The sequence below is a fragment of the Pseudomonas sp. ok266 genome (assembly GCF_900110195.1).
GTDB classification, from domain to species: Bacteria; Pseudomonadota; Gammaproteobacteria; order Pseudomonadales; family Pseudomonadaceae; genus Aquipseudomonas; species Aquipseudomonas neuropathica.
In genome coordinates this window covers 167,313-191,167 of the sequence record NZ_FOCU01000015.1, presented here as the reverse complement: position 1 = coordinate 191,167, position 23,855 = coordinate 167,313, and the positions used below count along the sequence as shown (strand labels likewise).

The 23,855-nt window shown below is 60.8% G+C and carries 23 protein-coding genes and 1 riboswitch; of the genes, 6 read left to right on the top strand and 17 right to left on the bottom strand.

Features of this window, described 5'->3' with window-relative positions; translation table 11 throughout:
- The first annotated feature begins 175 nt into the window (after window positions 1–175).
- Window positions 176–3,646 carry a hybrid sensor histidine kinase/response regulator gene (locus tag BMY54_RS26055; protein WP_093440087.1) on the top strand — a complete coding sequence of 1,157 codons (3,471 nt, stop codon included), beginning with the start codon at window positions 176–178 and terminating at the stop codon, window positions 3,644–3,646.
- An 84-nt stretch (window positions 3,647–3,730) separates the two neighbouring features.
- On the opposite strand, the gene rmuC is transcribed toward BMY54_RS26055, so the two are convergent.
- Window positions 3,731–5,095 (bottom strand): DNA recombination protein RmuC, encoded by a 1,365-nt coding sequence (rmuC, locus tag BMY54_RS26050; protein WP_163013634.1) that lies wholly within the window; start codon window positions 5,093–5,095, stop codon window positions 3,731–3,733.
- A 175-nt stretch (window positions 5,096–5,270) separates the two neighbouring features.
- Window positions 5,271–5,594: an SEL1-like repeat protein gene (locus tag BMY54_RS26045; RefSeq protein WP_093440078.1), complete on the bottom strand. Its 324-nt coding sequence runs from the start codon at window positions 5,592–5,594 to the stop codon at window positions 5,271–5,273.
- A gap of 962 nt (window positions 5,595–6,556) precedes the next feature.
- Here BMY54_RS26045 and BMY54_RS26035 point away from each other — a divergent pair.
- The 3 genes from BMY54_RS26035 (at window position 6,557) to BMY54_RS26025 (ending at window position 8,956) form a co-directional block, all read left to right on the top strand.
- Entirely contained in the window at window positions 6,557–6,781 is a 225-nt protein-coding gene (locus tag BMY54_RS26035) for a hypothetical protein (protein WP_003214941.1), read from the top strand.
- 273 nt (window positions 6,782–7,054) lie between these two features.
- Window positions 7,055–7,537, top strand: a complete 483-nt coding sequence (locus BMY54_RS26030) for a hypothetical protein (RefSeq protein ID WP_093440074.1) — start codon at window positions 7,055–7,057, stop codon at window positions 7,535–7,537.
- A gap of 147 nt (window positions 7,538–7,684) precedes the next feature.
- Window positions 7,685–8,956, top strand: coding sequence for an OmpP1/FadL family transporter (locus BMY54_RS26025; RefSeq protein ID WP_093440070.1), 1,272 nt, complete (start codon window positions 7,685–7,687; stop codon window positions 8,954–8,956).
- A 133-nt stretch (window positions 8,957–9,089) separates the two neighbouring features.
- On the opposite strand, the gene BMY54_RS26020 is transcribed toward BMY54_RS26025, so the two are convergent.
- The 14 genes from BMY54_RS26020 to cobO all read right to left on the bottom strand — a co-directional run bounded on the left by BMY54_RS26020 (window position 9,090) and on the right by cobO (window position 20,688).
- On the bottom strand, window positions 9,090–9,650 hold the full coding sequence (locus BMY54_RS26020; RefSeq protein ID WP_093440065.1) for a glutathione peroxidase: 561 nt from the start codon (window positions 9,648–9,650) through the stop codon (window positions 9,090–9,092).
- A gap of 55 nt (window positions 9,651–9,705) precedes the next feature.
- Complete coding sequence (locus BMY54_RS31080; RefSeq protein ID WP_256573964.1) at window positions 9,706–9,828, bottom strand: hypothetical protein; 123 nt, start codon at window positions 9,826–9,828, stop codon at window positions 9,706–9,708.
- A complete protein-coding gene (locus BMY54_RS26015) occupies window positions 9,825–11,033 on the bottom strand; it encodes an MFS transporter (protein ID WP_093440060.1) in 1,209 nt (402 codons plus the stop codon). Before BMY54_RS26015 ends, BMY54_RS31080 begins: the two co-directional genes overlap by 4 nt.
- Window positions 11,034–11,086: 53 nt before the next feature.
- Window positions 11,087–11,491 (bottom strand): MarR family winged helix-turn-helix transcriptional regulator, encoded by a 405-nt coding sequence (locus tag BMY54_RS26010; RefSeq protein ID WP_007919794.1) that lies wholly within the window; start codon window positions 11,489–11,491, stop codon window positions 11,087–11,089.
- A 175-nt stretch (window positions 11,492–11,666) separates the two neighbouring features.
- Window positions 11,667–12,398: an adenosylcobinamide-GDP ribazoletransferase gene (locus BMY54_RS26005; protein WP_093440055.1), complete on the bottom strand. Its 732-nt coding sequence runs from the start codon at window positions 12,396–12,398 to the stop codon at window positions 11,667–11,669.
- 1 nt (window position 12,399) lies between these two features.
- Entirely contained in the window at window positions 12,400–12,975 is a 576-nt protein-coding gene (gene cobC, locus BMY54_RS26000; RefSeq protein WP_093440050.1) for an alpha-ribazole phosphatase family protein, read from the bottom strand.
- A complete protein-coding gene (gene cobT / locus BMY54_RS25995; protein WP_093440046.1) occupies window positions 12,972–14,027 on the bottom strand; it encodes a nicotinate-nucleotide--dimethylbenzimidazole phosphoribosyltransferase in 1,056 nt (351 codons plus the stop codon). Before cobT ends, cobC begins: the two co-directional genes overlap by 4 nt.
- On the bottom strand, window positions 14,024–14,545 hold the full coding sequence (cobU, locus tag BMY54_RS25990; RefSeq protein ID WP_093440042.1) for a bifunctional adenosylcobinamide kinase/adenosylcobinamide-phosphate guanylyltransferase: 522 nt from the start codon (window positions 14,543–14,545) through the stop codon (window positions 14,024–14,026). The genes cobT and cobU overlap by 4 nt, the downstream gene beginning before the upstream one ends.
- Before the next feature lie 149 nt (window positions 14,546–14,694).
- Window positions 14,695–16,146, bottom strand: a complete 1,452-nt coding sequence (locus BMY54_RS25985) for a cobyric acid synthase (RefSeq protein WP_093440038.1) — start codon at window positions 16,144–16,146, stop codon at window positions 14,695–14,697.
- Window positions 16,143–17,135 (bottom strand): threonine-phosphate decarboxylase CobD, encoded by a 993-nt coding sequence (cobD, locus tag BMY54_RS25980; protein WP_093440034.1) that lies wholly within the window; start codon window positions 17,133–17,135, stop codon window positions 16,143–16,145. The genes BMY54_RS25985 and cobD overlap by 4 nt, the downstream gene beginning before the upstream one ends.
- Complete coding sequence (gene cbiB, locus BMY54_RS25975) at window positions 17,128–18,036, bottom strand: adenosylcobinamide-phosphate synthase CbiB (RefSeq protein WP_093440029.1); 909 nt, start codon at window positions 18,034–18,036, stop codon at window positions 17,128–17,130. Before cbiB ends, cobD begins: the two co-directional genes overlap by 8 nt.
- Window positions 18,033–18,683 (bottom strand): 5,6-dimethylbenzimidazole synthase, encoded by a 651-nt coding sequence (bluB, locus tag BMY54_RS25970; RefSeq protein ID WP_093440025.1) that lies wholly within the window; start codon window positions 18,681–18,683, stop codon window positions 18,033–18,035. Before bluB ends, cbiB begins: the two co-directional genes overlap by 4 nt.
- Complete coding sequence (locus tag BMY54_RS25965; RefSeq protein ID WP_093440020.1) at window positions 18,680–20,080, bottom strand: cobyrinic acid a,c-diamide synthase CobB; 1,401 nt, start codon at window positions 20,078–20,080, stop codon at window positions 18,680–18,682. The genes bluB and BMY54_RS25965 overlap by 4 nt, the downstream gene beginning before the upstream one ends.
- Window positions 20,077–20,688, bottom strand: a complete 612-nt coding sequence (cobO, locus tag BMY54_RS25960) for a cob(I)yrinic acid a,c-diamide adenosyltransferase (protein WP_003223053.1) — start codon at window positions 20,686–20,688, stop codon at window positions 20,077–20,079. The genes BMY54_RS25965 and cobO overlap by 4 nt, the downstream gene beginning before the upstream one ends.
- 80 nt (window positions 20,689–20,768) lie before the next feature.
- Window positions 20,769–20,999, bottom strand: a riboswitch (cobalamin riboswitch).
- Between the two features lie 163 nt (window positions 21,000–21,162).
- Between cobO and BMY54_RS25955 the strand changes: the two genes are divergently transcribed.
- Entirely contained in the window at window positions 21,163–21,747 is a 585-nt protein-coding gene (locus BMY54_RS25955) for a hypothetical protein (RefSeq protein ID WP_093440017.1), read from the top strand.
- Between the two features lie 66 nt (window positions 21,748–21,813).
- On the top strand, window positions 21,814–23,127 hold the full coding sequence (locus tag BMY54_RS25950; RefSeq protein ID WP_093440013.1) for a PQQ-dependent sugar dehydrogenase: 1,314 nt from the start codon (window positions 21,814–21,816) through the stop codon (window positions 23,125–23,127).
- Window positions 23,128–23,261: 134 nt separating this feature from the next.
- On the opposite strand, the gene BMY54_RS25945 is transcribed toward BMY54_RS25950, so the two are convergent.
- A complete protein-coding gene (locus BMY54_RS25945; protein WP_093440008.1) occupies window positions 23,262–23,798 on the bottom strand; it encodes a C40 family peptidase in 537 nt (178 codons plus the stop codon).
- Window positions 23,799–23,855: the final 57 nt, after the last annotated feature.

Genomic DNA, 23,855 nt, shown 5'->3' with positions numbered 1-23,855 from the left:
TGGGAGCGAGCCTGCTCGCGAAGGGGCCCACCCGATCACCCCAGAAACCGAGGGGTTCCCCGCCTGCGACACCCCACCACGCCACGACCTTGGTCGACACTGACTAACCGCCCCGCGCATGCGAGACTGTCCGCCCGGGCAGGAGTGCCGGGGAGTCTTTTGTCGGGAGTGTTGCATGTCGCTGTCCACCGGGCTGATCGCCGCCGTCGCCCTGGCCTATATGGCCATCATGTTCGCCATCGCCTTCTACGGCGACCGCCGCAGCGCGCCGTTGCCGCCGCGCGTGCGTGCCTGGGTGTACAGCCTGTCGCTGGCGGTTTATTGCACCAGCTGGACGTTCTTCGGCGCTGTCGGTCAAGCCGCCGAGCAATTGTGGTCATTCCTGCCGATTTACCTCGGGCCGATCCTGCTGCTGGTCGGCGCGCCGTGGGTCCTGCAGAAAATGGTGATGATCAGCAAACAGGAGAACATCACCTCCATCGCTGACTTTATCGCCGCGCGCTACGGCAAATCGCAATCGCTGGCGGTGGTCGTCGCGCTGATCTGTCTGGTCGGCGTCCTCCCCTACATCGCCCTGCAACTCAAAGGCATCGTCCTCGGCGTGAACCTGCTGATCGGCGCCGGCGCCGACGCCATGGGCACCCGCGCCCAGGACACCGCGCTGATCGTGTCGCTGGTGCTGGCGCTGTTCACCATCGTCTTCGGCACGCGCAACCTCGATGCCACCGAACACCACCGTGGCATGGTGCTGGCGATTGCTTTCGAATCGCTGGTCAAACTGTTCGCCTTTCTCGCCGTCGGCGCCTTCGTCACTTATGGCCTGTATGACGGTTTCGATGATCTGTTCAACCAGGCGATGCTCGCCCCGCGGCTTGAGGAATACTGGAAAGAAACCATTAACTGGCCGTCGATGGTGGTGCAGACCGGCGTGGCGATGATGGCGATCATCTGCCTGCCCCGGCAGTTCCACGTCACCGTGGTGGAGAACATCGACCCGCAAGATCTGCGCTTGGCCAAATGGGTGTTTCCGGCCTATCTGGCCTTGGCCGCGCTGTTTGTCGTGCCGATCGCGCTCGCTGGTCAGATGCTGTTGCCACGCGATGTGCTGCCCGACTCCTTCGTGATCAGCCTGCCACTGGCGCAGGCCCATCCGGCGCTGGCGATGCTGGCGTTTATCGGTGGCGCGTCGGCGGCGACCGGCATGGTGATTGTCGCCAGTGTGGCGTTGTCGACCATGGTCTCCAACGACATGCTGTTGCCATGGCTGCTGCGGCGCAATAACGCCGAGCGCCCGTTCGAAGTGTTCCGCCAATGGATGCTCTCGGTACGCCGCGTCAGCATCGTCGTGATTCTGTTGCTGGCCTACGTCAGCTATCGCTTGCTCGGCTCGACCGCAAGCCTGGCGACCATCGGCCAGATCGCGTTCGCCGCCGTGACTCAACTGGCGCCCGCCATGCTCGGTGCGCTGTACTGGAAACAGGCCAACCGGCGCGGCGTTTTCGCCGGTTTGGCCGCCGGTACTTTCCTGTGGTTCTACACCTTGATCCTGCCGATCGCCGCGCACAGCCTCGGCTGGTCGTTAAGCAGTTTTCCAGGGCTGGCGTGGTTGCACAGCAATCCGCTGAACCTGCCGATTAGCCCGCTGACCCAAGGCGTAGTGCTGTCGCTGGCCGGCAACTTCACCCTGTTCGCCTGGGTTTCGGTGCTGTCGCGTACCCGCGTATCGGAACACTGGCAGGCCGGACGCTTCATCGGTCAGGAGATCAGTGCGCGGCCGAGCGCACGCTCGATGCTGGCGGTGCAAATCGACGACTTGCTGCAATTGGCCGCGCGTTTTGTCGGTGAGGAACGTGCGCGCCAGAGCTTCATTCGCTTCGCCTATCGCCAGGGCAAAGGCTTCAACCCCAACCAGAATGCCGACGGCGAGTGGATCGCCCATACCGAGCGGTTGCTGGCCGGTGTACTCGGCGCTTCGTCGACGCGCGCAGTGGTAAAAGCCGCCATCGAAGGTCGGGAAATGCAGCTGGAGGACGTCGTGCGCATCGCCGACGAAGCCTCCGAGGTGCTGCAGTTCAACCGTGCCTTGCTGCAGGGTGCGATCGAGAACATCACCCAAGGCATCAGCGTGGTCGACCAGTCACTGAAACTGGTGGCCTGGAACCGGCGCTATCTGGAGTTGTTCAATTACCCGGATGGTCTGATCAGCGTCGGCCGGCCGATTGCCGACATCATTCGCTACAACGCCGAGCGCGGCCTGTGCGGCCCCGGCGAAGCGGAAGTCCACGTTGCCCGCCGCTTGCACTGGATGCGTCAGGGCCGCGCGCACACCTCTGAACGGCTGTTCCCCAACGGCCGGGTGATCGAGCTGATCGGCAACCCGATGCCGGGGGGCGGTTTCGTCATGAGTTTCACCGACATCACCGCGTTCCGCGAAGCCGAGCAGGCACTCACCGAAGCCAATGAAGGGCTGGAACAACGGGTCAGCGAACGCACTCAGGAACTGTCGCAACTCAACGTCGCGCTGACCGAGGCGAAGGGCACCGCCGAAGCCGCCAATCAGTCGAAAACCCGCTTTCTCGCGGCGGTCAGCCATGACTTGATGCAACCACTGAACGCCGCTCGGCTGTTCTCCGCCGCCCTCTCCCATCAGGACGATGGCTTGAGCAGCGAGGCGCAGAAACTGGTGCAGCACCTCGACAGCTCACTGCGTTCGGCCGAGGACCTGATCAGCGATCTGCTGGATATTTCTCGCTTGGAAAACGGCAAGATCAACCCCGATCGCAAGGCGTTTGCGGTCAATGAACTGTTTGACACGCTCGGCGCGGAATTCAAGGCACTGGCGCAGGAACAGGGTTTGAAGTTCCGGGTGCGCGGCAGCCATCTGCGCATCGACAGCGACATCAAATTGCTGCGGCGCATTTTGCAGAACTTCCTGACTAACGCTTTCCGCTACGCCAAAGGCCCGGTGCTGCTGGGCGTGCGGCGGCGCGGCGGCGAATTGTGTCTGGAGGTGTGGGATCGCGGGCCGGGGATTCCGGAAGATAAACAGCAAGTGATTTTCGAAGAGTTCAAACGCCTCGACAGTCATCAGACCCGCGCTGAAAAAGGCCTCGGCCTGGGTTTGGCAATTGCCGATGGTTTGTGCCGGGTGCTCGGTCACACCTTGCGGGTGCGCTCGTGGCCGGGTCGCGGCAGTGTGTTCAGCGTCAGCGTGCCGCTCACTCACTCGCAGGCCCAACCGGCAAGCGCTGCAGCCGAAATGAATGGCAGGTTGCCAAGCGGCGCGCGGGTGCTGTGCATCGACAATGAAGACAGCATTCTGATCGGCATGAACAGCCTGCTCAGTCGCTGGGGATGTCAGGTGTGGACAGCGCGCAATCGCGAAGAATGTGCAGCACTGTTAAATGACGGCGTGCGACCGCAACTGGCGTTGGTCGACTATCACCTTGACCACGGCGATACCGGCACTGAGCTGATGGCGTGGTTGCGCACGAGCCTGGGTGAGCCGGTGCCGGGGGTGGTGATCAGCGCTGACGGGCGACCGGAGATGGTCGCCCAGGTGCATGCGGCGGGGCTGGATTATCTGGCCAAACCGGTGAAGCCGGCGGCGTTGCGGGCGTTGTTGAGTCGGTATTTACCGCTGTAGAAGCAAAAAATCGCAGCCTCCGGCTCCTGCATTGGTATGGCGTACATCCTGTGGGAGCTGCCGGAGGCTGCGATCTTTTGATCTTTATTCAGGGAGTTCGACGAGACCATCGACATCGGTCATCGCCCGCTCCAGCAAATCCGCCGGCAAGCTCTTGCTCGCCCGGGCGCCGAGCAATTTCAGCTGCTCACTGCGACTGACCAGATTACCGCGTCCTTCTGTCAGCTTGTTGCGCGCTGAGCTGTAGGCTTTGTCCAACTGCTGCAGGCGATTGCCGACCTCATCCAGATCCTGAATGAACAGCACGAACTTGTCGTACAGCCACCCGGCGCGCTCGGCGATTTCCCGGGCGTTCTGGCTCTGGCGCTCCTGCTTCCACAGACTGTCAATCACCCGCAACGTCGCCAACAAGGTGGTCGGGCTGACGATGACGATGTTGCGGTCGAAGGCTTCCTGAAACAGCGATGGCTCAGCCTGCAAGGCTGCCGAAAATGCGGCCTCGATCGGCACGAACAGCAAAACGAAATCGAGGCTGTGCAGGCCTTCAAGACGTTTGTAATCCTTGCCGGCCAGGCCTTTGACGTGATTGCGCAACGACAATACATGCTGCTTGATCGCGATCTGCCCGAGGCTGTCGTCGTCGGCTGCAACGTACTGCTGATAGGCGGTGAGACTCACCTTGGAGTCCACCACGACTTGCTTGTCGCCGGGCAGGTAAATGATCACGTCAGGCTGGAAGCGCTCGCCATCCGGGCCTTTGAGGTTGACCTGGGTCTGGTATTCGCGGCCCTTCTCCAGACCGGCGTGTTCGAGCACGCGCTCAAGAATCAGCTCGCCCCAGTTGCCTTGGGTTTTCTGGCCTTTGAGGGCGCGGGTGAGGTTGGTGGCTTCGTCGCTCAGGCGCAGATTGAGCGCCTGCAAGCGTTCCAGTTCCTTGGCCAGGGAGAAGCGCTCGCGGGCCTCGGCCTGATAACTTTCTTCCACCCGTTTTTCGAAGGACTGGATGCGCTCCTTGAGCGGATCAAGCAACTGCCCGAGCCGCTGCTGACTGGTCTCGGCAAAGCGCTGCTCGCGCTCATCGAAGATCTTCCCGGCCAGTTCGGCAAACTGCGCACGCAGTTCATCGCGCGAGCCTTGCAGGTCGTTGAGGCGTTGCTGGTGGCTTTCCTGTTGCTCGCGCAGTTCGGCGTTCAGCGAAGCGGCTTGTGCGTCGAGGCGGCGCAGCTCAGCTTCCTTGTTCGCGCGCTCGAGGTTCCAGGCGTGGGAGGCATCGCGGGCGTCATCACGCTCGATCTGCAGCAGCTCGACTTCCCGGCGCAGCGCTGCCAGATCAGCTTGCTTGGCGGCGTTGGCCTGGCCGAGATCGGCGACTTCATCGCGACTGGCGTCGAGCTGCGCGTTGAGTCCGTCCTGCGCCAGTTGCGCCATGGCCAGCCGCTCTTCGAGCAAGGCGACCTCGGCCTGGCCGTTACTCGCCCGGCGTTGCAGTTGCCAGGCCAGCGCCAGCAGTGGCAATCCCGCCCCTGCAAGCCCCAGCAATACGCTGGTCAAGTCCATCGCCATAGCCACTCCCGCCGATCTTATAAAGCCTGAAGGTTAACCAAGGTGTCAGGTCTTGGACAGCTCAGTCTTCGAGCAGACCGAGTTCCTGTTGCGCACGACGGTCACCGGCACGAGCGGCCTGACGCAGCAGATCCTGACCGATGCGACGATCCCGGGCGTTACCGCACTCACGGCACATCAACTGACCGAGACGGCTTTGCGCAGCCACTACGCCTTCACGCGCCGGTTGCTTGAGCAGGCGCCCTGCGATGTGCTTGGCATTATGACTGTCGCTCAGGCGCGGGCTGTCGAGCAGCCATTCTGCGACGCGAACGGAAAATCGCTTGGGCGGGGTAACAGGAGAAGGTTGTGAGGTAACAGAGTCTGATACTGAGCGAAACTTCATAAAGCACTGTGGGACGAATCGGAAGGCGCGCCACTCTACTCTCTTTTTCTTACAGGTAAAGTCGAAAAACAACCCGGCACGCCCGTCCTAGAGCAAGCGCTCGGGACAATCCACAGAAGCTGTGGATAACTCAGTGGACAACCGCCCTCCAACCGCCGCAAAGCCTTATGGAATGGGGCTCGCAGTCAAACTGACGATTTTTTCACCAACAAAAAAAAGCGATGTTTTTCATTGACTTAAACTTTCGATGCAGGCAGCCAGTGGAGTCAGGATTGGTATGACAGTGCCGTTACAGCTTGCGCAACTAATGTGCACAAGTACCTGTTACCCGGTTATATCGATGCGCTTTTTCGGGTCGTTTTGCTAACCGGTCTGGGGATAAACCGGCCTGGCACGCGGCTTGATGAACAAATCTTCACCGACCGACGGTCAAGCGCTGCGCCAAATGCGGGCAATTCTGCGCCCCCCAAAGCAGACTCAATCGGCCTCTGCAATGTTTTTCTACTCGAAGTTTGCTTTACCCGTTTCGATCCGTTAGTATCCGCGGCGTTAGTACCAAGCTGAAAGTCAATTCCGGTCGAACACATCCCCACGGTCTGCCTTCTTCCAAGAAGCCCTACCGAAAAAAGCGGGAACGACCCCTCGATGGTTTCCAGGTAAATCTTGCGACAACACAGCCTTCCAATGACGTGAAGGGTGTTGCGAAGAACACTTACTCTGACCGAACCAACCTGCAAATTGATCAGGATCTTCACCCCGGGCCCAGAACCTTTGCCCTCGTTGTGATGCCTGCCCTCCTAAGTACCTACCTGCCAGCCCAAGCGCGCCAACTTAATAGCGCTTCAAACTGGCTGCTTTGTTCCAGTCGGGTTCTTCGTTCGACCAATGGTGGTCGACGTTACTGGAACGTTTTAACGTTGCACGGTTCTTATCCGTGTCATTTGTAGGAACACCTAATAACTATGTCTACTCAAATCCATACTCAGGATGCCATTCGCACCCTAACCAACGCTTTTGCACCAATGAACTGCCTGATCATGGCCGCTCGCAAAGGCTGCTTCAGCTTCACACTGGTCAACGAACACGGTATCGCCCGCCACAGCGAGCGTCTGTACCCCGATCAGTACTCCAGCGCTGAACCGCTGCAGGCCGTGATCGATCGTACCCGTCAGGCACTGGTTGCCTGAGAGCCGAAAAGGCTGCAAAAGCAAAAGCCCCGCACACAATGCGGGGCTTTTTATTGCCTGATGTTTCGCTTTTACCCCTCAGCGGCTAAGCACCATCGGATATAACGGATATTCCCCGCAGCGGGAAATATTTTAAAAACAGTCCTTTACGTCGCGAATATGACACTACACTTCAACTCAAGCGGCATGATCCGCTTGCGGCGAGCCTGAACCGATCCATAGCTGCCAAGCCCCCTTCAGGACTCGCCATTAATAACAAGAACCGAGGGTTTTATGGGTATCGCTGCCAGCGAACTGTGCCGCTACGTGATCCGTCCTACGCTGATTTATCTGGGACGCCACAGCGCGACCGCCGAATCTCTCCTGCTGGGCATCGCCGCCAGCCAGTCTGCCCTGGGTTCCGCCCTGCATGACCGCCGTGGCCACGGTCTCTACCGTATCGCCGAGCATCGCCACCAGGCACTTTGGGATGATTATCTGGCGCTCGATCCGGAACGTGCCAGCCTGGTTCGCGGCCTCGCCAGTCAGCATGCTTTTCTGACCGGCCCGCACCTGGAACTGACGGTCAATCTGCGCTACGCCACGGCCATTGCCTGGTTGCTGGTAGAAGAACAAAACCCCACCCTCCCCGACTCCAACGATTTGCTGGGAATGGCGCGTATCTGGCGTCAGACCTTTCAACCCCAAGGTCGTCTGCGTGACTTCACTTACGCCTGGCACACCTGTGTTTCAACGGTGAATCAGATCGCTTGCTGATCCGTCCGGTTTCAGAAGATCGGCCAACAGGTCGCGAATCTGGTCGGATTGTCCTACAAAACCGCTCTAAATCAAGGCATACGGACTATAGCGCTGGGACGAAAATGTTGGTAATTTTCGCCCCGGTGATCATCAGGAGTTCTAATAATGAAAAAAGTCATGCTCAAAACCACCCTTAGCCTCGCCGTTACCATGGCATCCACCCAGATCTTCGCAGCTGGCTTTGCCATCAACGAACACAGTATCAGCGGGATGGGCACCGGTTACGCTGGACGATCTTCTTCTGCCGACGACGCAAGCACTGTTTATGGCAACCCTGCCGGCATGTCGCGCCTCAAGCGCGAACAAGTCACTGGCGGTGTTGCATTCCTCGATGCAAAAACCGATATCAGCGACGCCAGCTCCAGCCCTAACCGTGGCAGCAACAAAGGCGACATGGTGCCCTTCACCTCCGTACCTATGGGCTTCTACGTCAAACCGATCGATGATCACTGGGCATTCGGCCTCGGCGTCTACGTGCCGTTCGGCCTGATTACCGACTATGAAAACAACTTTGCCGGCCGCTACTTCGGCAGCAAGTCCGAAGTACAAGTCATCACTTTCCAGCCAACTGTCAGCTACGCCTTCAACGACAAGGTGTCGATCGGTTTCGGTCCGACCATCAACCGCATCGACGGCACGCTGGAATCCAACCTGTCGATCTCTCCGGCGTTCCCGGACGGCAAGGTCAAGATCAAGGGTGACGACACCGCGCTGGGCTACAACATCGGTGTGCTGGTACAAGCCACTGACACCACGCGTCTGGGTCTGACTTACCACTCGAAAGTCGACTACAAGCTCGAAGGCAACACCAAGGTCAACTACGGTGTGCTCGGTGCGATCGGTCTGGGCGCCAACCAGAAGTACGATGCTTCGCTGAAGATCACCACGCCTGAATCCATCGACTTCTCGGTCACCCAGGCGATCAACGATCGCTGGAACGTGTATGCCGGTTCGACCTGGACCCGCTGGAGCCAGCTGGAAAAAATCACCGTCAAGAACTCTGGTGTGCAGCCTTTGCTCGCCGGTCAGTTCGGTGAGATCACCGAAGACCAGAACTGGCACGACTCCTGGGCGTACGCCGTGGGTACTTCGTATCAGTTGAACAAGGAATGGGTACTGCGTACCGGTCTGACCTTCGACCAGTCGCCGACCAACAACGTCGACCGTTCGCCACGCATCCCGACCGGCGACCGGACCATCTTCAGCATCGGTGCCGGCTGGAGCCCGACTGAAGACCTGACCATCGACGTTGCCTACTCGTACCTGAAGGAAGAGTCGGTGAAGATCCGTAACGAAAACGATCGTGGTCAGACCTACGACGCCAAGTATGAAAACTCGGCAAACGGTTTCGGTGTCGGCGCGACCTACCGCTTCTGATGCTGCACGGCGAGGCTAACCCCTCGCCGACAAAAAAGCCCCGCTCTCTTTGCAGAAAGCGGGGCTTTTTATTGCCTTGAGTTTACTCACCACCACAACACACTTCCCAGGCTCGCTCCCACAAAAAACAGCGCTATGGCTTCAGCGGTTTCGAGGCGATAGCCTTCTCGATCGCAGCAATAAACTCCGGATCATCCGGCTTGGTCAGACTGGAGAAATTGGCGATCACCTTGCCCTGGCGATCAACCACATATTTATAGAAATTCCATTTCGGCGCACTGCTCTGTGCCGCCAATATCTGGAACAGATGCGTAGCGTCATCACCACGAACCTTTTGTGGCTCGGTCATATTGAACGTCACGCCATAGTTGGCGTAGCAGACCTTGGCAGTCTCGGCGCTGTCCTTGGACTCCTGTTTGAAGTCGTTGGAAGGCACCCCGAGCATTTGCAAACCTTGCCCTTCGTAGCGCTTATGCAGCGCCTCAAGACCTTCGAACTGCGGCGCAAAACCGCAGAAACTGGCAGTGTTGACCACCACCAGCGGCTTGTCGGCGTATTGCTGGCACAGATCAATGGATTCCTTGGCTCGCAACTTGGGTAGCGAGCCTTGCAGCAATTCGGGACAGTCGGCAGCCTGGGCCAGACCAGTCAACGCCATCAGCAACGCGGGAACAGCACACCAGCGCATCAGCATGTCGAGCATCCTTGAGCAGTCGTTCAGGATTCGACGTTACTCGTCATGCCCGCTTCTAGCAAATGCTCATGCCCAACTGCATCAAGGCCAGACCGCCCTGCTGCCAGCCCCACCACACCAGCGCCAGCACAGCGGCGCCGAGTGCCGTGATGGCCAATCGTCGCCAGAATCGGCTCATGCGGCGCTCGCTGCGGCTTGCAGGCGTGCGACCGGACGCTCACGCACCGGCCAGTTCAGCGCGGCTGCCAGCAGGCTCAGCAGAACCGCCACTTGCCAGATCAAGTCATAACTCCCGGTTCGGTCATACACCACCCCGCCCAGCCAGCCGCCAAGAAACGATCCCAACTGATGGAAGAGGAACACGATGCCACCGAGCATGGACAGGTTTCGCACCCCGAACAAGGTCGCCACCGTACCGTTGGTCAACGGCACCGTCGACAGCCACAGGAAACCCATGGCCATGCCAAACAGGTACGCCGACGTGGTCGTCACCGGCAGCCACAGGAACAACACGATCACCACTGCGCGCAGCAGATACAACGCGGTGAGCAAGCGCGGCTTGGACATGCGTCCGCCGAGCCAGCCGGCGGTGTAGGTGCCGAAGATATTGAACAGCCCGATCAACGCCAGCACCGTGGTGCCGACACTGGCCGGCAGATGCTGATCGACCAGATAGGCCGGCAAGTGCACACCGATGAACACCACCTGAAAACCGCAAACGAAAAAACCAAACGCCAGCAGCCAGAACCCGGAATGCGAGCAAGCTTCGCGCAACGCTTCGGACAGGGTTTGTTCATGGCCGAGCACCGGCAACGGCTTGTCCTTGAGCATGCTCACCAGCGGCACGATCAGCGCCACCAGCAAGCCCAATACCAACAACGCCGCCGACCAGCCGAGCCAGCCAATCAAGCCGAGGGTACCCGGCAACATGGCGAACTGGCCGAAAGAACCGGCGGCGCTGGCGATACCCATGCCCATGCTGCGTTTTTCCGGCGGCACCGCGCGGCCGACGACGCCGAGGATCACCGAGAACGAGGTGCCGGACAGACCAATGCCGATCAGCAGGCCGGCGCTCAGTGATAGCGTCACCGCTGAATCAGACAGGCCCATGCACACCAGACCCACCGCGTAGAGCACCCCACCGACGAGCACCACTTTTGCCGCGCCGAAGCGGTCAGCCAATGCACCGGTAAACGGTTGCGCCAGGCCCCAGATCAAATTCTGCAAGGCAATGGCGAAGGCGAACACCTCTCTCCCCCAGCCGAACTGAGCGCTCATCGGTGACAGAAACAACCCGAAGCCGTGCCGCACGCCCAATGACAGCGCCAGGATCAGCGCACTCCCCAGCAACACCCAACCGCACGTACGCCACATCGATGTCATTGTTATTCTCCGCTTGCGGGTATATACCCGCTTGAGTTTGGAAAAAACCGGCCTCAGGCCAGTTCATCCAGCAATCTGAGCAAGGTTTCACGCTTCTCGGCGCCCAGTCGGTCAATCAACCGCTGCTGCGCTGCTTCCCAGGCCGGCAGTGCCGCTGCCAGGCGTTGCACGCCGGTCTCGGTGAGTTTGACGATACGGTTGCGCATGTCCTCGCCTTCGGCCAGCGCCACCAGCCCCTCGCCTTCCAATACCCGCAGATTGCGCCCGAGGGTGCTGCGGTCCAGACCCATCGCCTCGGCGAGTTCGGAAATGCTCGGTTGATCCAGACGCTGCAGATTGCACAGTAAAGAATACTGGGCAACGTTGATCCCGAAGCCGTCGAGAGCGCCGTCGTAATGCCTGCTGACGCCACGAGCGGCGCGACGCAGGTTGGTGCACAAACACTGAGAAGGAAGCATGATGCGTGTATATACCCGCGACTATGTTAAATCAAGTTACAGATGAGTTTACCCATAACATTTGTGCTGCCTGACAAACCGCCTTCGCGAGCAAGCTCACTCCTACATTTGCAATGCGATCCCCTGTGGGAGCGAGCCTGCTCGCGAAGAGGCCAGCACAGACAATCCAAAACTGTCAGATCAAAACCAATCCAACCAACACCACCATCTCCAGCAATTCCAGCAACGCCCCCGCCGTATCGCCCGTCGTCCCGCCCAACCGCCGCATCATCACTTGCCGCAGCCAGACAAACACAACGACCGAAATCACCAACGCAACAACGGCGCCAAACCCGGCGATCAACACGCAGCCCAGCGCACTCAAGCCCAGTACCCGCCACCCGGCCTTGCGCGGCAGATGATCCGCCAACGCCTGCCCCAACCCGCCCGCACGCACATACGGCGTCGTCAGAAACAACCCCAACAGCGCCGCCCGCCCGAGCAGCGGCACAATGATCAACATCAGCCCATGCCCTTGCTCGATCAGCGCCAGCAGTGCAGCAAACTTGAGCAGCAACACCAGCACCAGCGTCACTACCGCAATCGGCCCGCTGCGCGGGTCTTTCATGATCGTCAACGTACGCTCGCGATCACCAAAACCACCGAGCCAGGCATCGGCGCTGTCAGCCAGACCATCCAGATGAAGTGCGCCGCTGAGCACCACCCAAACCGTCAACAGCAATGCCGCATGCAGCAACAACGGCGCACCGCTCAAGGCGAGATTCAGCGCCCACAGGATCAGCCCGAACAACAGCCCCACCAGCGGATAAAACAGCAACGATCGCCCAAGCTGTTCCGGCTCGGGCATCCCCGACAGGCGAATCGGCAGGCTGCTGAGAAATTGCAGGGCGATCCACAGCGGCAACATGTCAGTGACCTTCCTTGAGTGAACCGTCAACCTCGACCGTCAGCGCAAACATTGCGCCATGCCCGACCTCGACATTGAGCAGTTGTTCGCGTGGCAACCCTCGCGCTTGCGCCAACAGCAGACGCATCACGCCGCCATGACTGATCAGCAAAACCCGCTTCCCGGCGTATGCAGTGTGCAGGTGCGCAACCGCTGCCAACACCCGAGCCGCAAACGCGCTGACCGGCTCACCTTGCGGTGGCGTAAAGGAATACGGATCAGCCCAGAACAGCCCTAAGGCCTCGGCGTCCGTTTCCATCAACGCCGCTGCGCTCTGCCCTTCCCATGCGCCGAAATGCAGCTCCTGCAGATCCTCGTCCAGCTGCACCGGAAGACTCAGCTGTTCGCCCAGTTCGGCGGCGAAGCGCGCACAACGCTGCAACGGCGAACTGACAATCCGCTGCCACGGCCCGCCTTCGACTACCGCCGCACGCATCTGCGCCCAACCCTGTTCGGTCAGCGCATCGTCGAGGCTGCCGCGCAAACCGCCGCCGAGTTCAGTTTCACCATGACGCAACAGATCCAGTTGCAGGGTCATGCCGGACGATCCGCCACCGCCGCTTCGGCGAACGTCGCCATCTGCCCGTGCAGATCGCAGGCAAGACGCAACAACGGCACCGCCAACGCGGCGCCACTGCCCTCACCCAGACGCAGACCGAGTTCCAGCAACGGCTCAGCTTTCAGCGTTTCCAGCACATGGCGATGGCCCGGCTCGGCGCCCCGGTGACCGAACAACAACCACTCGCGGCAGTCCGGATTCAAGCGCACCGCAACCAGCGCAGCGACCGTGCAGATAAAGCCGTCGACCAATACTGCAACGCCTTCTTGAGCCGCCGCCAGATACGCGCCGACCAGCGCCGCAATTTCAAAACCACCAAGATTGAACAGGGTCTGCAAGGCATCGCCACGTTGCGCGACGTGCAACGCCAATGCGCGCTCGATCACTTGCGCTTTATGGCTGACACCTTCGGCATTCAGCCCGGTGCCGGGACCGGTCAGATGTGCCACCGGGCAATCGAGCAAGGCACAGGCCAAGGCGCTGGCGGCGGTGGTGTTGCCGATGCCCATTTCGCCACCGATGAACAACTGTGCGCCTGCGGCTTTCGCCCGCAGCAGACTGTCGCGACCGGCCTGCAACGCCAGCTCGCCTTGAGCCTGAGTCATCGCCGCGCCCCGCACGAAGTTGGCCGTGCCCGGGCCGATATTCAAGTGGCGCACACCCGCCAGGTTCAGCGCTGGATTCACCGTGCCCAGATCAACCACTTCCAGCTGCGCACCGAGCTGCCGCGCCAACACACTGATCGCCGCACCGCCGCTGACAAAGTTGAGCAGCATCTGCCCGGTGACTTCCTGAGGGAACGCCGAAACACCTTCAGCGACTACGCCGTGATCACCGGCAAAAATCGCGATCCACACTTGCGAGAGCGTCGGTTTGACCTGGCCTTGCAGACCGGCCAGTTGCACCGCAACCGATTCCAGACGCCCCAGCGAACCTGCCGGTTTGGTCAGTTGCTGTTGCCGCGCCGTCGCTTGTTCAACGACGTTCAGATCGACCGGTTTGCACGGGTTCAGCCACCAGGTTTGAGTCATAACGCAGGTCCTTTCAGAGTCAGGGGCAGGCCGGCGACGGTCAGGACAACACGCTGACAGCGCTCAGCCAGAGCTTGATGCAGCCAACCGGCTTCATCGACGTAGCGGCGAGTCAATTCGCCCAGCGGCACGACACCCATTCCGGTCTCGTTGCTGACAAAAATGATTTCCCCCGGCAGCAAGGCCAGGCATTCGAGCAGGGCTTCGCGCTCAGCGGCGAGACGTTCGGCGTCATCGAGCATCAGCAGATTGGTCAGCCACAGGGTCAGGCAATCGACCAACAGGCAACGCTCGGCGCTGGCGGATTCGCGCAGGACGCGGGCCAATTCGAGCGGCTCTTCGATCAGCGCCCATTCGACGGGACGGCGCGCGCGGTGGTGGGCGACGCGGTCGCTCATCTCGCCATCGAGGGGCTGGCTGGTGGCGATATAGGTCACCGCCAGGCCGCTATCGCTGGCGAGTTTTTCGGCCAGACGACTTTTGCCGGAGCGGGCGCCGCCGAGGATCAGTTGGAGCATGGTTTTATCCACAGAATTATGGGTTGAGGCAACTGGCCCCTTCGCGAGCAAGCTCGCTCCCACAGGGTTATGAGTTGTACTCAAAATGTATGGTTAACCGCATTCACTGTGGGAGCGAGCTTGCTCGCGAAGAGGCCAGCACAAGCACCTTAAATCCCACAGAGCTGACGCAACAAGCCGGTATCCAGATGCTTCTCCACCAGATCCGCCAAGCGCTCGATATCACGCTCGCGCAAGCCGTGATAATCCACCTGCTGCACATCGCTCAACCCGGCCCAGCGCAGCAACGCTGCACTCGCCGTCGGCGATTCAAACAAGCCATGTAGATACGTGCCAAACACCTGCCCGTCAGCGCTCTGCGCACCGTCGCAACGGCCGTCTTCAAGATGCACCGCTGCGTTCTCCAGCGCCGCTCCCGTGGTCACGCCCGCATGAATTTCATAGCCACTGACTTCGGCATTTTCCAGCGCCAGCCGCCCACGCACATTGCGCAACTGCTTCTCGGCTTCAAGCGTGGTGTCGAACGCCAGCAAACCCAAACCGGCACTCGTACCCGGCGCACCTTCGAGGCCGAGCGGATCATGCACCTGCTCACCGAGCATCTGCAGACCACCGCAAATCCCCAGCACTTTGCCGCCGTAACGCAGATGCCGATTGATCGCGGTATCCCAGCCATTGGCACGCAAATAGGCCAGATCGCTGCGCACGCTTTTCGAGCCCGGCAGGATGATCAGATCGGCAGCAGGGATCGCCTGCCCCGGGCCGACGAATTGCAGATCAACCTGCGGATGCAAGCGCAACGGATCGAAGTCAGTGTGATTGCTGATGCGCGGCAGCACCGGCACCACCACTTTCAGCACTTGTTCGGCCTTGTCGGTCTGGCGCTGATCGATGCCGTCCTCGGCCTCCAGATGCAGATCCATCACGTAGGGCAACACGCCGACCACCGGTTTGCCGGTGCGCTGTTCCAGCCAGTCAAGGCCCGGTTGCAGCAAAGCGATGTCGCCGCGAAAACGGTTGATGATGAAACCTTTGATCCGTGCCTGCTCGCTCGGCGACAGCAGTTCGAGGGTGCCGACCAGATGGGCAAAAACCCCGCCGCGATTGATGTCGGCAATCAGCAACACCGGGCAATCCACCGCTTCGGCAAAACCCATGTTGGCGATATCACCGGCACGCAGATTGATCTCCGCCGGTGAGCCCGCGCCTTCGACCATCACCAGCGGATACGCGGCACGGAGTCGTTCATGCGAGGCCAGCACGGCTTGCATCGCGATGGCTTTGTAGTCGTGGTAGGCAACCGCGTTCATCGTGGTGACGGCACGACCATGGATGATCACTTGCGCGCCAGTGTCGCTGTTCGGCTTGAGCAGCACCGGGTTCATGTCAGTGTGCGGTTCGAGATGAGCAGCTTGCGCCTGCACCGCTTGCGCGCGGCCAATCTCACCGCCATCAGCGGTCACGGCACTGTTGAGCGCCATGTTCTGCGGCTTGAATGGTACGACCGCAACGCCCTGACGAGTTGCCCAGCGGCACAACGCCGTCACCAGTGTGCTTTTGCCGGCGTCGGAAGTGGTGCCTTGCACCATCAGGGTGGTCATGGGTGGTCCTTGGTGAAGGCTATCAAAGCCTGTTCGAGGCGCGTCTCTTCAGTCGCATCGGCGGGCAGACCAAAACGCAGACTGCTGTTGTGGGTGAAAATGCGCAGGAGGATGCCGCGACGGGCCATGAATGCGTGCAGCGTTTCGGCATGCTCGGTGATCAGCCACTGGAACAGCGCGCAACCGCCCTGGGGCTTGAAGCCGTAGCGCTCAAGCAGCGTTGCCAATCGTTCGCTGGCCTCATCGCTGCGAATGCGTTGGCGGGTGTGGCCTTCGGTGTCTTGCAGGCACACCTGGCCAAGCACTCGGGTTGGCCCGCTCACCGCCCATGGCCCAACCTGTTCAGCGAGCAGTTTGAGCAACTTGCGTTCGGCCAGGACAAAGCCCAGACGCACCCCGGCCAGACCGAAAAACTTGCCGAACGAGCGCAACACAATCAGCCCGACTTGATGGGCATGCGGGGCCAGGCTCAACTGCGGTGTGTTGTCCATGAAGGCTTCATCGACCACCAGCCAGCCACCACGCCGGGCGAGCCGCGCGTGCCAGTCGAGCAATCGTGCCGGGGTCAGGCTCAAGCCGGTCGGATTGTTCGGGTTGACCACCACCAGCACGTCGAGGCTGTCGAGAAAGAATTCGACTTCCTGCTCCAGCACTTCGCGCACGATGTAACCACTGCGCCGCCACGCTTCGGCGTGTTCGGCATAACACGGCGACAACACGCCGACCTTGCCGGCCCGGCGCAAACGCGGCAGCAACTGGATGGCCATCTGCGAACCGGCCACCGGCAGCACTTGCGCGGCACCGTAGTAATCGCACGCGGCTTGCTCCAGACCGTCATCGGTTTCCGGCAAGCGCGCCCAGGCGCGCAGCGGGATTTCCGGGATCGGAAATGGCCACGGCGCGAGGCCGCTGGACAGGTCGAGCCAGTCCGCCTCGGCAATGCCGTAATCGTGTGCAGCCTTGCGCAGCCGGCCACCGTGCTCAAGCATAGAATTCAGCTCCCACGCAGAGAATCAGCAGCCATAACCATACCCCGCGCTGGACCAATTGCCAGCCACGGTCGATGGAATCGGCATCCGCTGGAGCGCCTTCGCCGAGTTGCGGACGGTCGTGAAGTTCGCCGTGATAGATCGCCGGGCCGCCCAGCTCCACGCCCAAGGCACCGGCCCCGGCAGCCATCACCGGGCCAGCGTTGGGGCTGTCCCACTTCGGCGCCTGCGCGCGCCAGCACTTCAGCGCGAGTCGGGTTTTACCCAGCAGCGCGTAGGTCAATGCCACCAGACGCGCAGGAATGTAGTTCAACACGTCGTCGATTTTTGCTGCTGCCCAACCGAAACGCTCAAAGCGTTCGTTGCGATAGCCCCACATCGCATCGAGCGTGTTGCTCAAGCGATAGAGGACCACGCCCGGCGCACCCGCCACGACAAACCAGAACAGCGCGGCAAACACCGCATCGCTGCCGTTTTCCAGCACCGACTCGGTGGCGGCGCGGGCGACGGCGGTGCTGTCGAGTTCATCGGTCTGGCGGCTGACCAGATAGCCGACACGCTTGCGCGCCTCGTCCAGATCATCCGCGCGCAACGCGGCGGCGACCGGCGCGACATGTTCACCGAGGCTGCGCATGCCGAGGGCGCAATACAGCGCGAGAATCTCGACGACCCAGCCCACGTATGGCGCCCAGGAAAACGCCGTGGCGAGCAAGGTCAGCGGCAGCACCGCGATCACCCACGCAGTGACCCCATGGCTGCGCCAACCCCGGCCACCAGCGTTGAAGCGTTGCTCGATGCGCCCGGCGAAATTGCCGAACGCCACCAGCGGATGCCAGCGTTTCGGTTCACCCAACAGCGCATCCAGCGCCACTGCGGCGACACTCAACAACGCCACACTCATTGACTCACTCCCCAATAATTTTCGTACAGCAACTCATTGAGCGGCCGCGCCTGCGCCCACCCTTCGAGTACCAGCATCGGCGCTGGATAGAATTCCTTGACCGGCCCCAGGCATAAAACCGCCAGTGGCTTGGCACCCTCGGGCAGCTTCAGCAGATCCGCCAACGCTTGCGGCTCGAAAAGCGAGACCCAGCCCATGCCCAGGCCTTCGGCGCGCGAGGCCAGCCACAGATTCTGGATCGCGCAGGACAGCGAGGCCATGTCCATTTCCGGCAATGTACGGCGACCGAAAATGTGCTTTTCGCGATCATCCATCAACGCGGCGACCAGCACTTCGGCGCAATCATTGATGCCTTCGACCTTGAGCTTCATGAACTCGTCACTGCGCTCGCCGAGGGCTTCGGCTGTGCGGATGCGTTCTTCTTCCACCAGATTCTGGATCTGCCCGCGCAGGCTGCGGTCGCTGATGCGGATGAAACGCCAGGGCTGCATCAGGCCGACGCTTGGGGCCTGGTGGGCGGCTTCCAGTAGTCGGCGCAACAGCTCCGGTTCGACGCTGCCGCCGGTGAAGTGGCGCATGTCGCGGCGTTCGGCAATGGCTCTATAAACCGCTTCGCGCTCGGCTTCGGAGAATGTGTTGTCGGTCATGGCCCTTTCGCGAGCAAGCTCGCTCCCACAGGGGATTGCATTGCTTCAGTCACCACCGTTTCAATTGTGGGAGCGAGCCTGCTCGCGAAGGCGCCTTCGGAATCAGGCGCAAACAGTGCAGCGACAGCCGCCGGATTCGACGGGAAATAGAAGTGCACATAAGAAGCCGTCATCCGCCCTTCCCGATAAACCGCCTCGGCACCGCGCCCACCATTCGGACTCAAACCCCGCGCAATCGGCGCCAGTTCGGTAGTCGTCAACGAATGATGATAAGTGTGCCCGCGCAACGAACCTTCCGGCAGATCCACCGCTTGCAACGCCAACGCCGCCAGACGCTTCTGCATCACCGCATCGCCCTTAAGCAGCCCGACCAATTCAGCGCGGGTGCCTTCAACGTCAGTCAACGAATCGAGCAGGTACAGCATCCCACCACACTCGGCGAGCAACGGCTTACCCGCCGCGTGATGCGCGCGAATCGCCTCACACATCGCAGTGTTCTGCGACAACGCAACGTGGTGCAGTTCCGGATACCCACCGGGCAAATACAGGCTGTCCGCTTCAGGCAATTGCGTGTCGCGGATCGGCGAGAAGAAACTCAACTCGGCGCCCATCGCCCGCAACAGATCGAGACTCGCGCCGTAGGTGAAAGCAAACGCTTCATCACGGGCGACGGCAATCCGCACATTCTTCAGCAACGGCTCGACAGCGATCACGTCCGGTGCGGCAAACTCCACCGCCGGTGGCAGCGCTACCTCACAACTGCTGGCCAATGCATCGGCGGCGGCGTCGAGACGCACATCGAGGTCATTCAATTCACTGGCCTGGACCAGACCGAGATGGCGGCTCGGCAGTTCGATACCGGTTTCGCGGGACAACGCGCCGTACCAGCGCAGACCTTCGGTGAGGCTACCTTCGAGCAACTGCGCATGGCGCAAGGTGCCAACGCGGTTGGCCAACACACCGGCAAACGGCAGATCTGGCTGATACTTGGCCAAGCCGAGCGCCAGCGCACCAAAGGTCTGCGCCATCGCCGTCCCATCAATCACCCCGAGCACCGGCACGCCGAAGTGCCGCGCCAGATCGGCACTGGACGGCGTGCCGTCGAACAGGCCCATCACGCCTTCAATCAGAATCAGATCCGCCTCGGCGGCGGCTTCCCACAACAGACGACGACTTTCCTGCTCGCCGACCATCCACATGTCCAGTTGATACACCGGCGCACCGCTGGCGCGCTCGAGAATCATCGGATCGAGAAAGTCCGGCCCGCATTTGAACACGCGCACCTTGCGCCCCTGATTGCGATGCAAACGGGCGAGCGCGGCGGTGACGGTGGTCTTGCCCTGACCGGAGGCCGGCGCGGCGATGAGTACCGCCGGGCAGTGACGTGGTTGATTCAAAGTTCGACGCCTTTCTGCGCTTTGATGCCGGCCTGGAAGGCATGTTTGAGCATGCCCATTTCGGTGACCGTGTCGCCCATCTCGATCATTTCCGGCTTGGCCGCGCGACCGGTGACGATCACATGCTGCATCGGCGGACGCGCCTGCAGATCGCTGAGCACCTGATCGAGATCGAGGTAGCCGTGCTTGAGGGCGATGTTCAATTCGTCGAGCACCACCAGACCGATCGACGGATCACGCAGCAATTCGCGGGAGACCGCCCACGCGGCTTCGGCGGCGGCGATGTCACGCTGACGATCCTGGGTTTCCCAAGTGAAACCTTCGCCCATCACGTGGAAGCGCACTTGCTCGGGGAAGCGCCGGAAGAACAACTCCTCACCGGTGCTGTTACGGCCCTTGATGAACTGCACCACGCCGCACTGCATGCCGTGGCCCATGGCACGGGCGAGCATGCCGAACGCCGAGCTGCTTTTGCCTTTGCCGTTGCCGGTCAGCACCAGCACCAGGCCACACTCGTCAGGCGAGTTGGCGATGCGTTCGTCGATCACGGCTTTTTTGCGCTGCATACGCGCCAGATGGCGTTCGTCGCGCTCGGGGGAATCAGTCATGGGGGAGCTCTCCGTTGAGGCTGGATAACGGCGGGCAGGCACAAGAATAGACGGCAAAAAGCCTGGCATCGCCCACCGTGATGCCGCTGGATGGATCAGGCCGGTCTCCGGGCTCATGAGCGGCGCATGCCTGACTGCGCGCCTTCCCGCTTCTTTCGAGGCAGTGGCTCAAGGCGCAGTTTTCACTCATTTACCGTTGCGGGGGCAGCGCCGGGATCGTGGTGGTTCTTCGTGCGAAGACAACCCTCACCGGCTTCCCTGTTTCACTCTGTCGACGCAGGTCACAGAGCACCTGAAACAAGCCGCGAAGGTTAGAGGGTTGGGGGTGGAGCGTCAATTAAAGAGGGGGCCATCGGGCGAATAACTGCCGCCGATCACTTATCTGCCGCCAATCTTGTGCCACACTGATACAAATGATATCAAAGAGCCATGCTTTTCTCGAAAAGCCCACTACAACAATAAAGGATGATGACGATGCAAGGCATGATCATCAGCAACCCGCGCCTGGAATTCCTGCGCCCGGTGCTTGAACGCTGGTTTGACTGTATCGACCGCTACAACGCCGTGCGCGGCGACAGCGACACCCCTTACTGGCATGACGAGAAAGCCAATCTCGGATTGCTCTCGGCCGCAGCCTGGATGGCTGAGCTGGTCACTTTGAACGACACTGCCACGCGCAAGCAGAACGAAGAAGGCGAGCGCAATGCCCGCGCCGATCTGTTTCTCGCCGGTGCCGAAGACCGCGCCTTTATCCAGGCCACTCAGCGCTGGCCAAAGGTTACCAACCTGAATCTGACTCAAGCCCTGCTGGACATCACCAACGACGCCAAACGCATCAGCTACGCCAGCGATCTTAAGCTCGGCTGCCTGTTTGTCGCGCCACAAAAAGCCCAGCACAGCGCCAGCCCCGAAGAACTACAAGACATGGTCGACGACCTGCAAAAGGAACACACCTGCGCGGTCGCCTGGTATTTCCCCTACGCCTACCGCAAATTGCGCAGCGAAGTCGGCAACTATCACCCGGGCATCGCCGTGCTGTTCAAGGAAGCCCGCGGCTGAGCAGTTGAACCATCGGGCTTGCGCCCTCCTCTATGATTAGGAATGCATTCATAGGGAAGATCAGCAATGCGCAAGCCCCAGCTCGTTTTTGTCATCGCCTTCGCCGGAGGGCTCGCCGCCTGCGGTGAATCCTCCAGCCTGCAAGTCACCGACGGCACCGGTCCGTCACCCAAGCTGCCCGAACCGAACAAGACCCTGATCCCAACGGTGAACATCGCCCCGGCGATCGGCTGGCCCGAGGGCGGCAAACCGACTGCGGCGGCCGGCACCCAGGTCGCGGCATTTGCCGAAGGCCTCGATCATCCGCGCTGGCTCTATGTGCTGCCCAACGGCGATGTGCTCGTGGCGGAAACCAATGCCCCGCCAAAGCCTGATGACAGCAGTGGCATTCGTGGCTGGGTAATGAAGAAGGTCATGGGCAAGGCCGGCGCTGGCGTGCCGAGTCCGAACCGCATCACCTTGCTGCGTGACGCCGATCATGATGGCGTCGCCGAGACCCGCACGGTGTTTCTGCAGAACCTCAACTCGCCGTTCGGCATGACCCTGGTCGGCAACGATCTGTACGTCGCCGATACCGATCGCCTGCTGCGCTTCAACTACGAACCCGGCGCGACCGAGATCAAATCGCAGCCAATCAAGGTAGCCGATCTGCCGGGCGGGACACTGAATCACCACTGGACCAAAAACGTCATTGCCAGCAAGGACGGCAGCAAGCTGTACGTCACCGTAGGTTCGAACAGCAACGTCGGCGAAAACGGCCTGGACAAGGAAGAAGGTCGCGCGGCGATCTGGGAAGTTGATCGGGCGACCGGCAATCACCGCATTTTTGCCTCAGGCATCCGCAACCCCAATGGCCTGGCGTGGGAGCCCACCAGCGGCGCACTGTGGACAGCGGTGAATGAGCGCGACGAGATCGGCAGTGATCTGGTGCCGGACTACATCACTTCCGTGAAAGACGGTGGGTTTTATGGCTGGCCTTTCAGTTATTACGGTCAGCATGTCGATGTGCGTGTTACGCCGCAGAACCCGGACCTGGTGGCCAAAGCCATCGCCCCGGATTACGCGGTCGGGCCGCACACCGCCTCACTGGGCCTGAGCTTCGCCGAGGGCAACACGCTGCCGGCGCAGTTCAAGGAAGGCGCGTTTATTGGTCAGCACGGCTCATGGAATCGCAAACCGCACAGTGGCTACAAAGTGATTTTCGTGCCGTTTACCGGCGGCAAGCCGAGCGGCAAACCGATGGATGTGCTGACCGGGTTCCTCGACAAGGACGAGAATGCTTTGGGTCGGCCGGTAGGCGTGGTGATCGATCAGCAAGGTGGTTTGCTGGTGGCGGATGATGTTGGCAATAAGGTGTGGCGAGTGTCGGCCAGCAAATAATTTTCGCCATGCACAAACAACTGTAGGAGTGAGCCTGCTCGCGATAGCGGTCGATCATTCAACATTGATGTTGAATGTGACACCGTCATCGCGAGCAGGCTCACTCCTACACATTAGCTTTTAGGCAACTTGAATTACGGGTTATGCGCCAGATGCTCCGGCTGCAACACCCGCTTGGCACTCAGATAAGCTTTCTGCCAGTACGCCTTCGACAGGCTGTCCAGCTTCACCGTGCCGCCCGTGGCCGGCGCATGCACGAAGCGCCCTTCCCCGACGTAAATCCCTGCATGACTGACCTGCGAGCCGCCATTGGTGGCGAAGAAGATCAGGTCGCCGGTCTGCAAGCCTTCCTTGCCGACATTCGGCGCCTGCATGACGATCATCTCGCGCGTGGAGCGCGGCAGCGAAATCCCCGCCGCATCACGATAGACAAAACCGATCAATCCGCTGCAATCAAATCCCGAATCCGGCGTGTTGCCGCCCCAGCGATACGGCGTACCCACCAGGCCGAGCGCGCGAAACAACACGTCTTCAGCAGCCGGCGAGAAAGCTTGCGAAGGACCGAATACGACCGGAGCGCGAACCACCGGCGCAGGTGGCGGCGTACGACTGGCGCAGGCGCTGAGCAGCGCTGCGAAGAACATCAACGTGAGGCGGGCCGACATCGTCATAAGCAGAACATCCTGATCTGGCTGCGGCTTTTTCTGCCGATGGACAGAAAACAAAAC

Excerpts from the sequence above, each read along its gene's own strand:
- BMY54_RS26010 (WP_007919794.1), bottom strand. The coding sequence starts at position 11,491 with ATGCTTCCTTCTCAGTGTTTGTGCACCAACCTGCGTCGCGCCGCTCGT.
- cobO (WP_003223053.1), bottom strand. The coding sequence starts at position 20,688 with ATGACTGATTCCCCCGAGCGCGACGAACGCCATCTGGCGCGTATGCAG.
- BMY54_RS26020 (WP_093440065.1), bottom strand. The coding sequence starts at position 9,650 with ATGCTGATGCGCTGGTGTGCTGTTCCCGCGTTGCTGATGGCGTTGACT.
- BMY54_RS31080 (WP_256573964.1), bottom strand. The coding sequence starts at position 9,828 with ATGAGCCGATTCTGGCGACGATTGGCCATCACGGCACTCGGCGCCGCT.
- BMY54_RS26025 (WP_093440070.1), top strand. The coding sequence starts at position 7,685 with ATGAAAAAAGTCATGCTCAAAACCACCCTTAGCCTCGCCGTTACCATG.
- BMY54_RS26015 (WP_093440060.1), bottom strand. The coding sequence starts at position 11,033 with ATGACATCGATGTGGCGTACGTGCGGTTGGGTGTTGCTGGGGAGTGCG.
- cbiB (WP_093440029.1), bottom strand. The coding sequence starts at position 18,036 with ATGAGTGTGGCGTTGTTGAGTGTCGCCGCAGTGGCGCTGGATGCGCTG.
- BMY54_RS25950 (WP_093440013.1), top strand. The coding sequence starts at position 21,814 with ATGCGCAAGCCCCAGCTCGTTTTTGTCATCGCCTTCGCCGGAGGGCTC.
- cobT (WP_093440046.1), bottom strand. The coding sequence starts at position 14,027 with ATGACTCAAACCTGGTGGCTGAACCCGTGCAAACCGGTCGATCTGAAC.
- cobC (WP_093440050.1), bottom strand. The coding sequence starts at position 12,975 with ATGACCCTGCAACTGGATCTGTTGCGTCATGGTGAAACTGAACTCGGC.
- cobU (WP_093440042.1), bottom strand. The coding sequence starts at position 14,545 with ATGCTCCAACTGATCCTCGGCGGCGCCCGCTCCGGCAAAAGTCGTCTG.
- BMY54_RS26005 (WP_093440055.1), bottom strand. The coding sequence starts at position 12,398 with ATGTTGCCGCTGTGGATCGCCCTGCAATTTCTCAGCAGCCTGCCGATT.
- BMY54_RS26045 (WP_093440078.1), bottom strand. The coding sequence starts at position 5,594 with ATGAAGTTTCGCTCAGTATCAGACTCTGTTACCTCACAACCTTCTCCT.
- BMY54_RS25985 (WP_093440038.1), bottom strand. The coding sequence starts at position 16,146 with ATGACCACCCTGATGGTGCAAGGCACCACTTCCGACGCCGGCAAAAGC.
- BMY54_RS26030 (WP_093440074.1), top strand. The coding sequence starts at position 7,055 with ATGGGTATCGCTGCCAGCGAACTGTGCCGCTACGTGATCCGTCCTACG.
- cobD (WP_093440034.1), bottom strand. The coding sequence starts at position 17,135 with ATGCTTGAGCACGGTGGCCGGCTGCGCAAGGCTGCACACGATTACGGC.
- BMY54_RS26055 (WP_093440087.1), top strand. The coding sequence starts at position 176 with ATGTCGCTGTCCACCGGGCTGATCGCCGCCGTCGCCCTGGCCTATATG.
- BMY54_RS26035 (WP_003214941.1), top strand. The coding sequence starts at position 6,557 with ATGTCTACTCAAATCCATACTCAGGATGCCATTCGCACCCTAACCAAC.
- BMY54_RS25945 (WP_093440008.1), bottom strand. The coding sequence starts at position 23,798 with ATGACGATGTCGGCCCGCCTCACGTTGATGTTCTTCGCAGCGCTGCTC.
- bluB (WP_093440025.1), bottom strand. The coding sequence starts at position 18,683 with ATGACCGACAACACATTCTCCGAAGCCGAGCGCGAAGCGGTTTATAGA.
- BMY54_RS25955 (WP_093440017.1), top strand. The coding sequence starts at position 21,163 with ATGCAAGGCATGATCATCAGCAACCCGCGCCTGGAATTCCTGCGCCCG.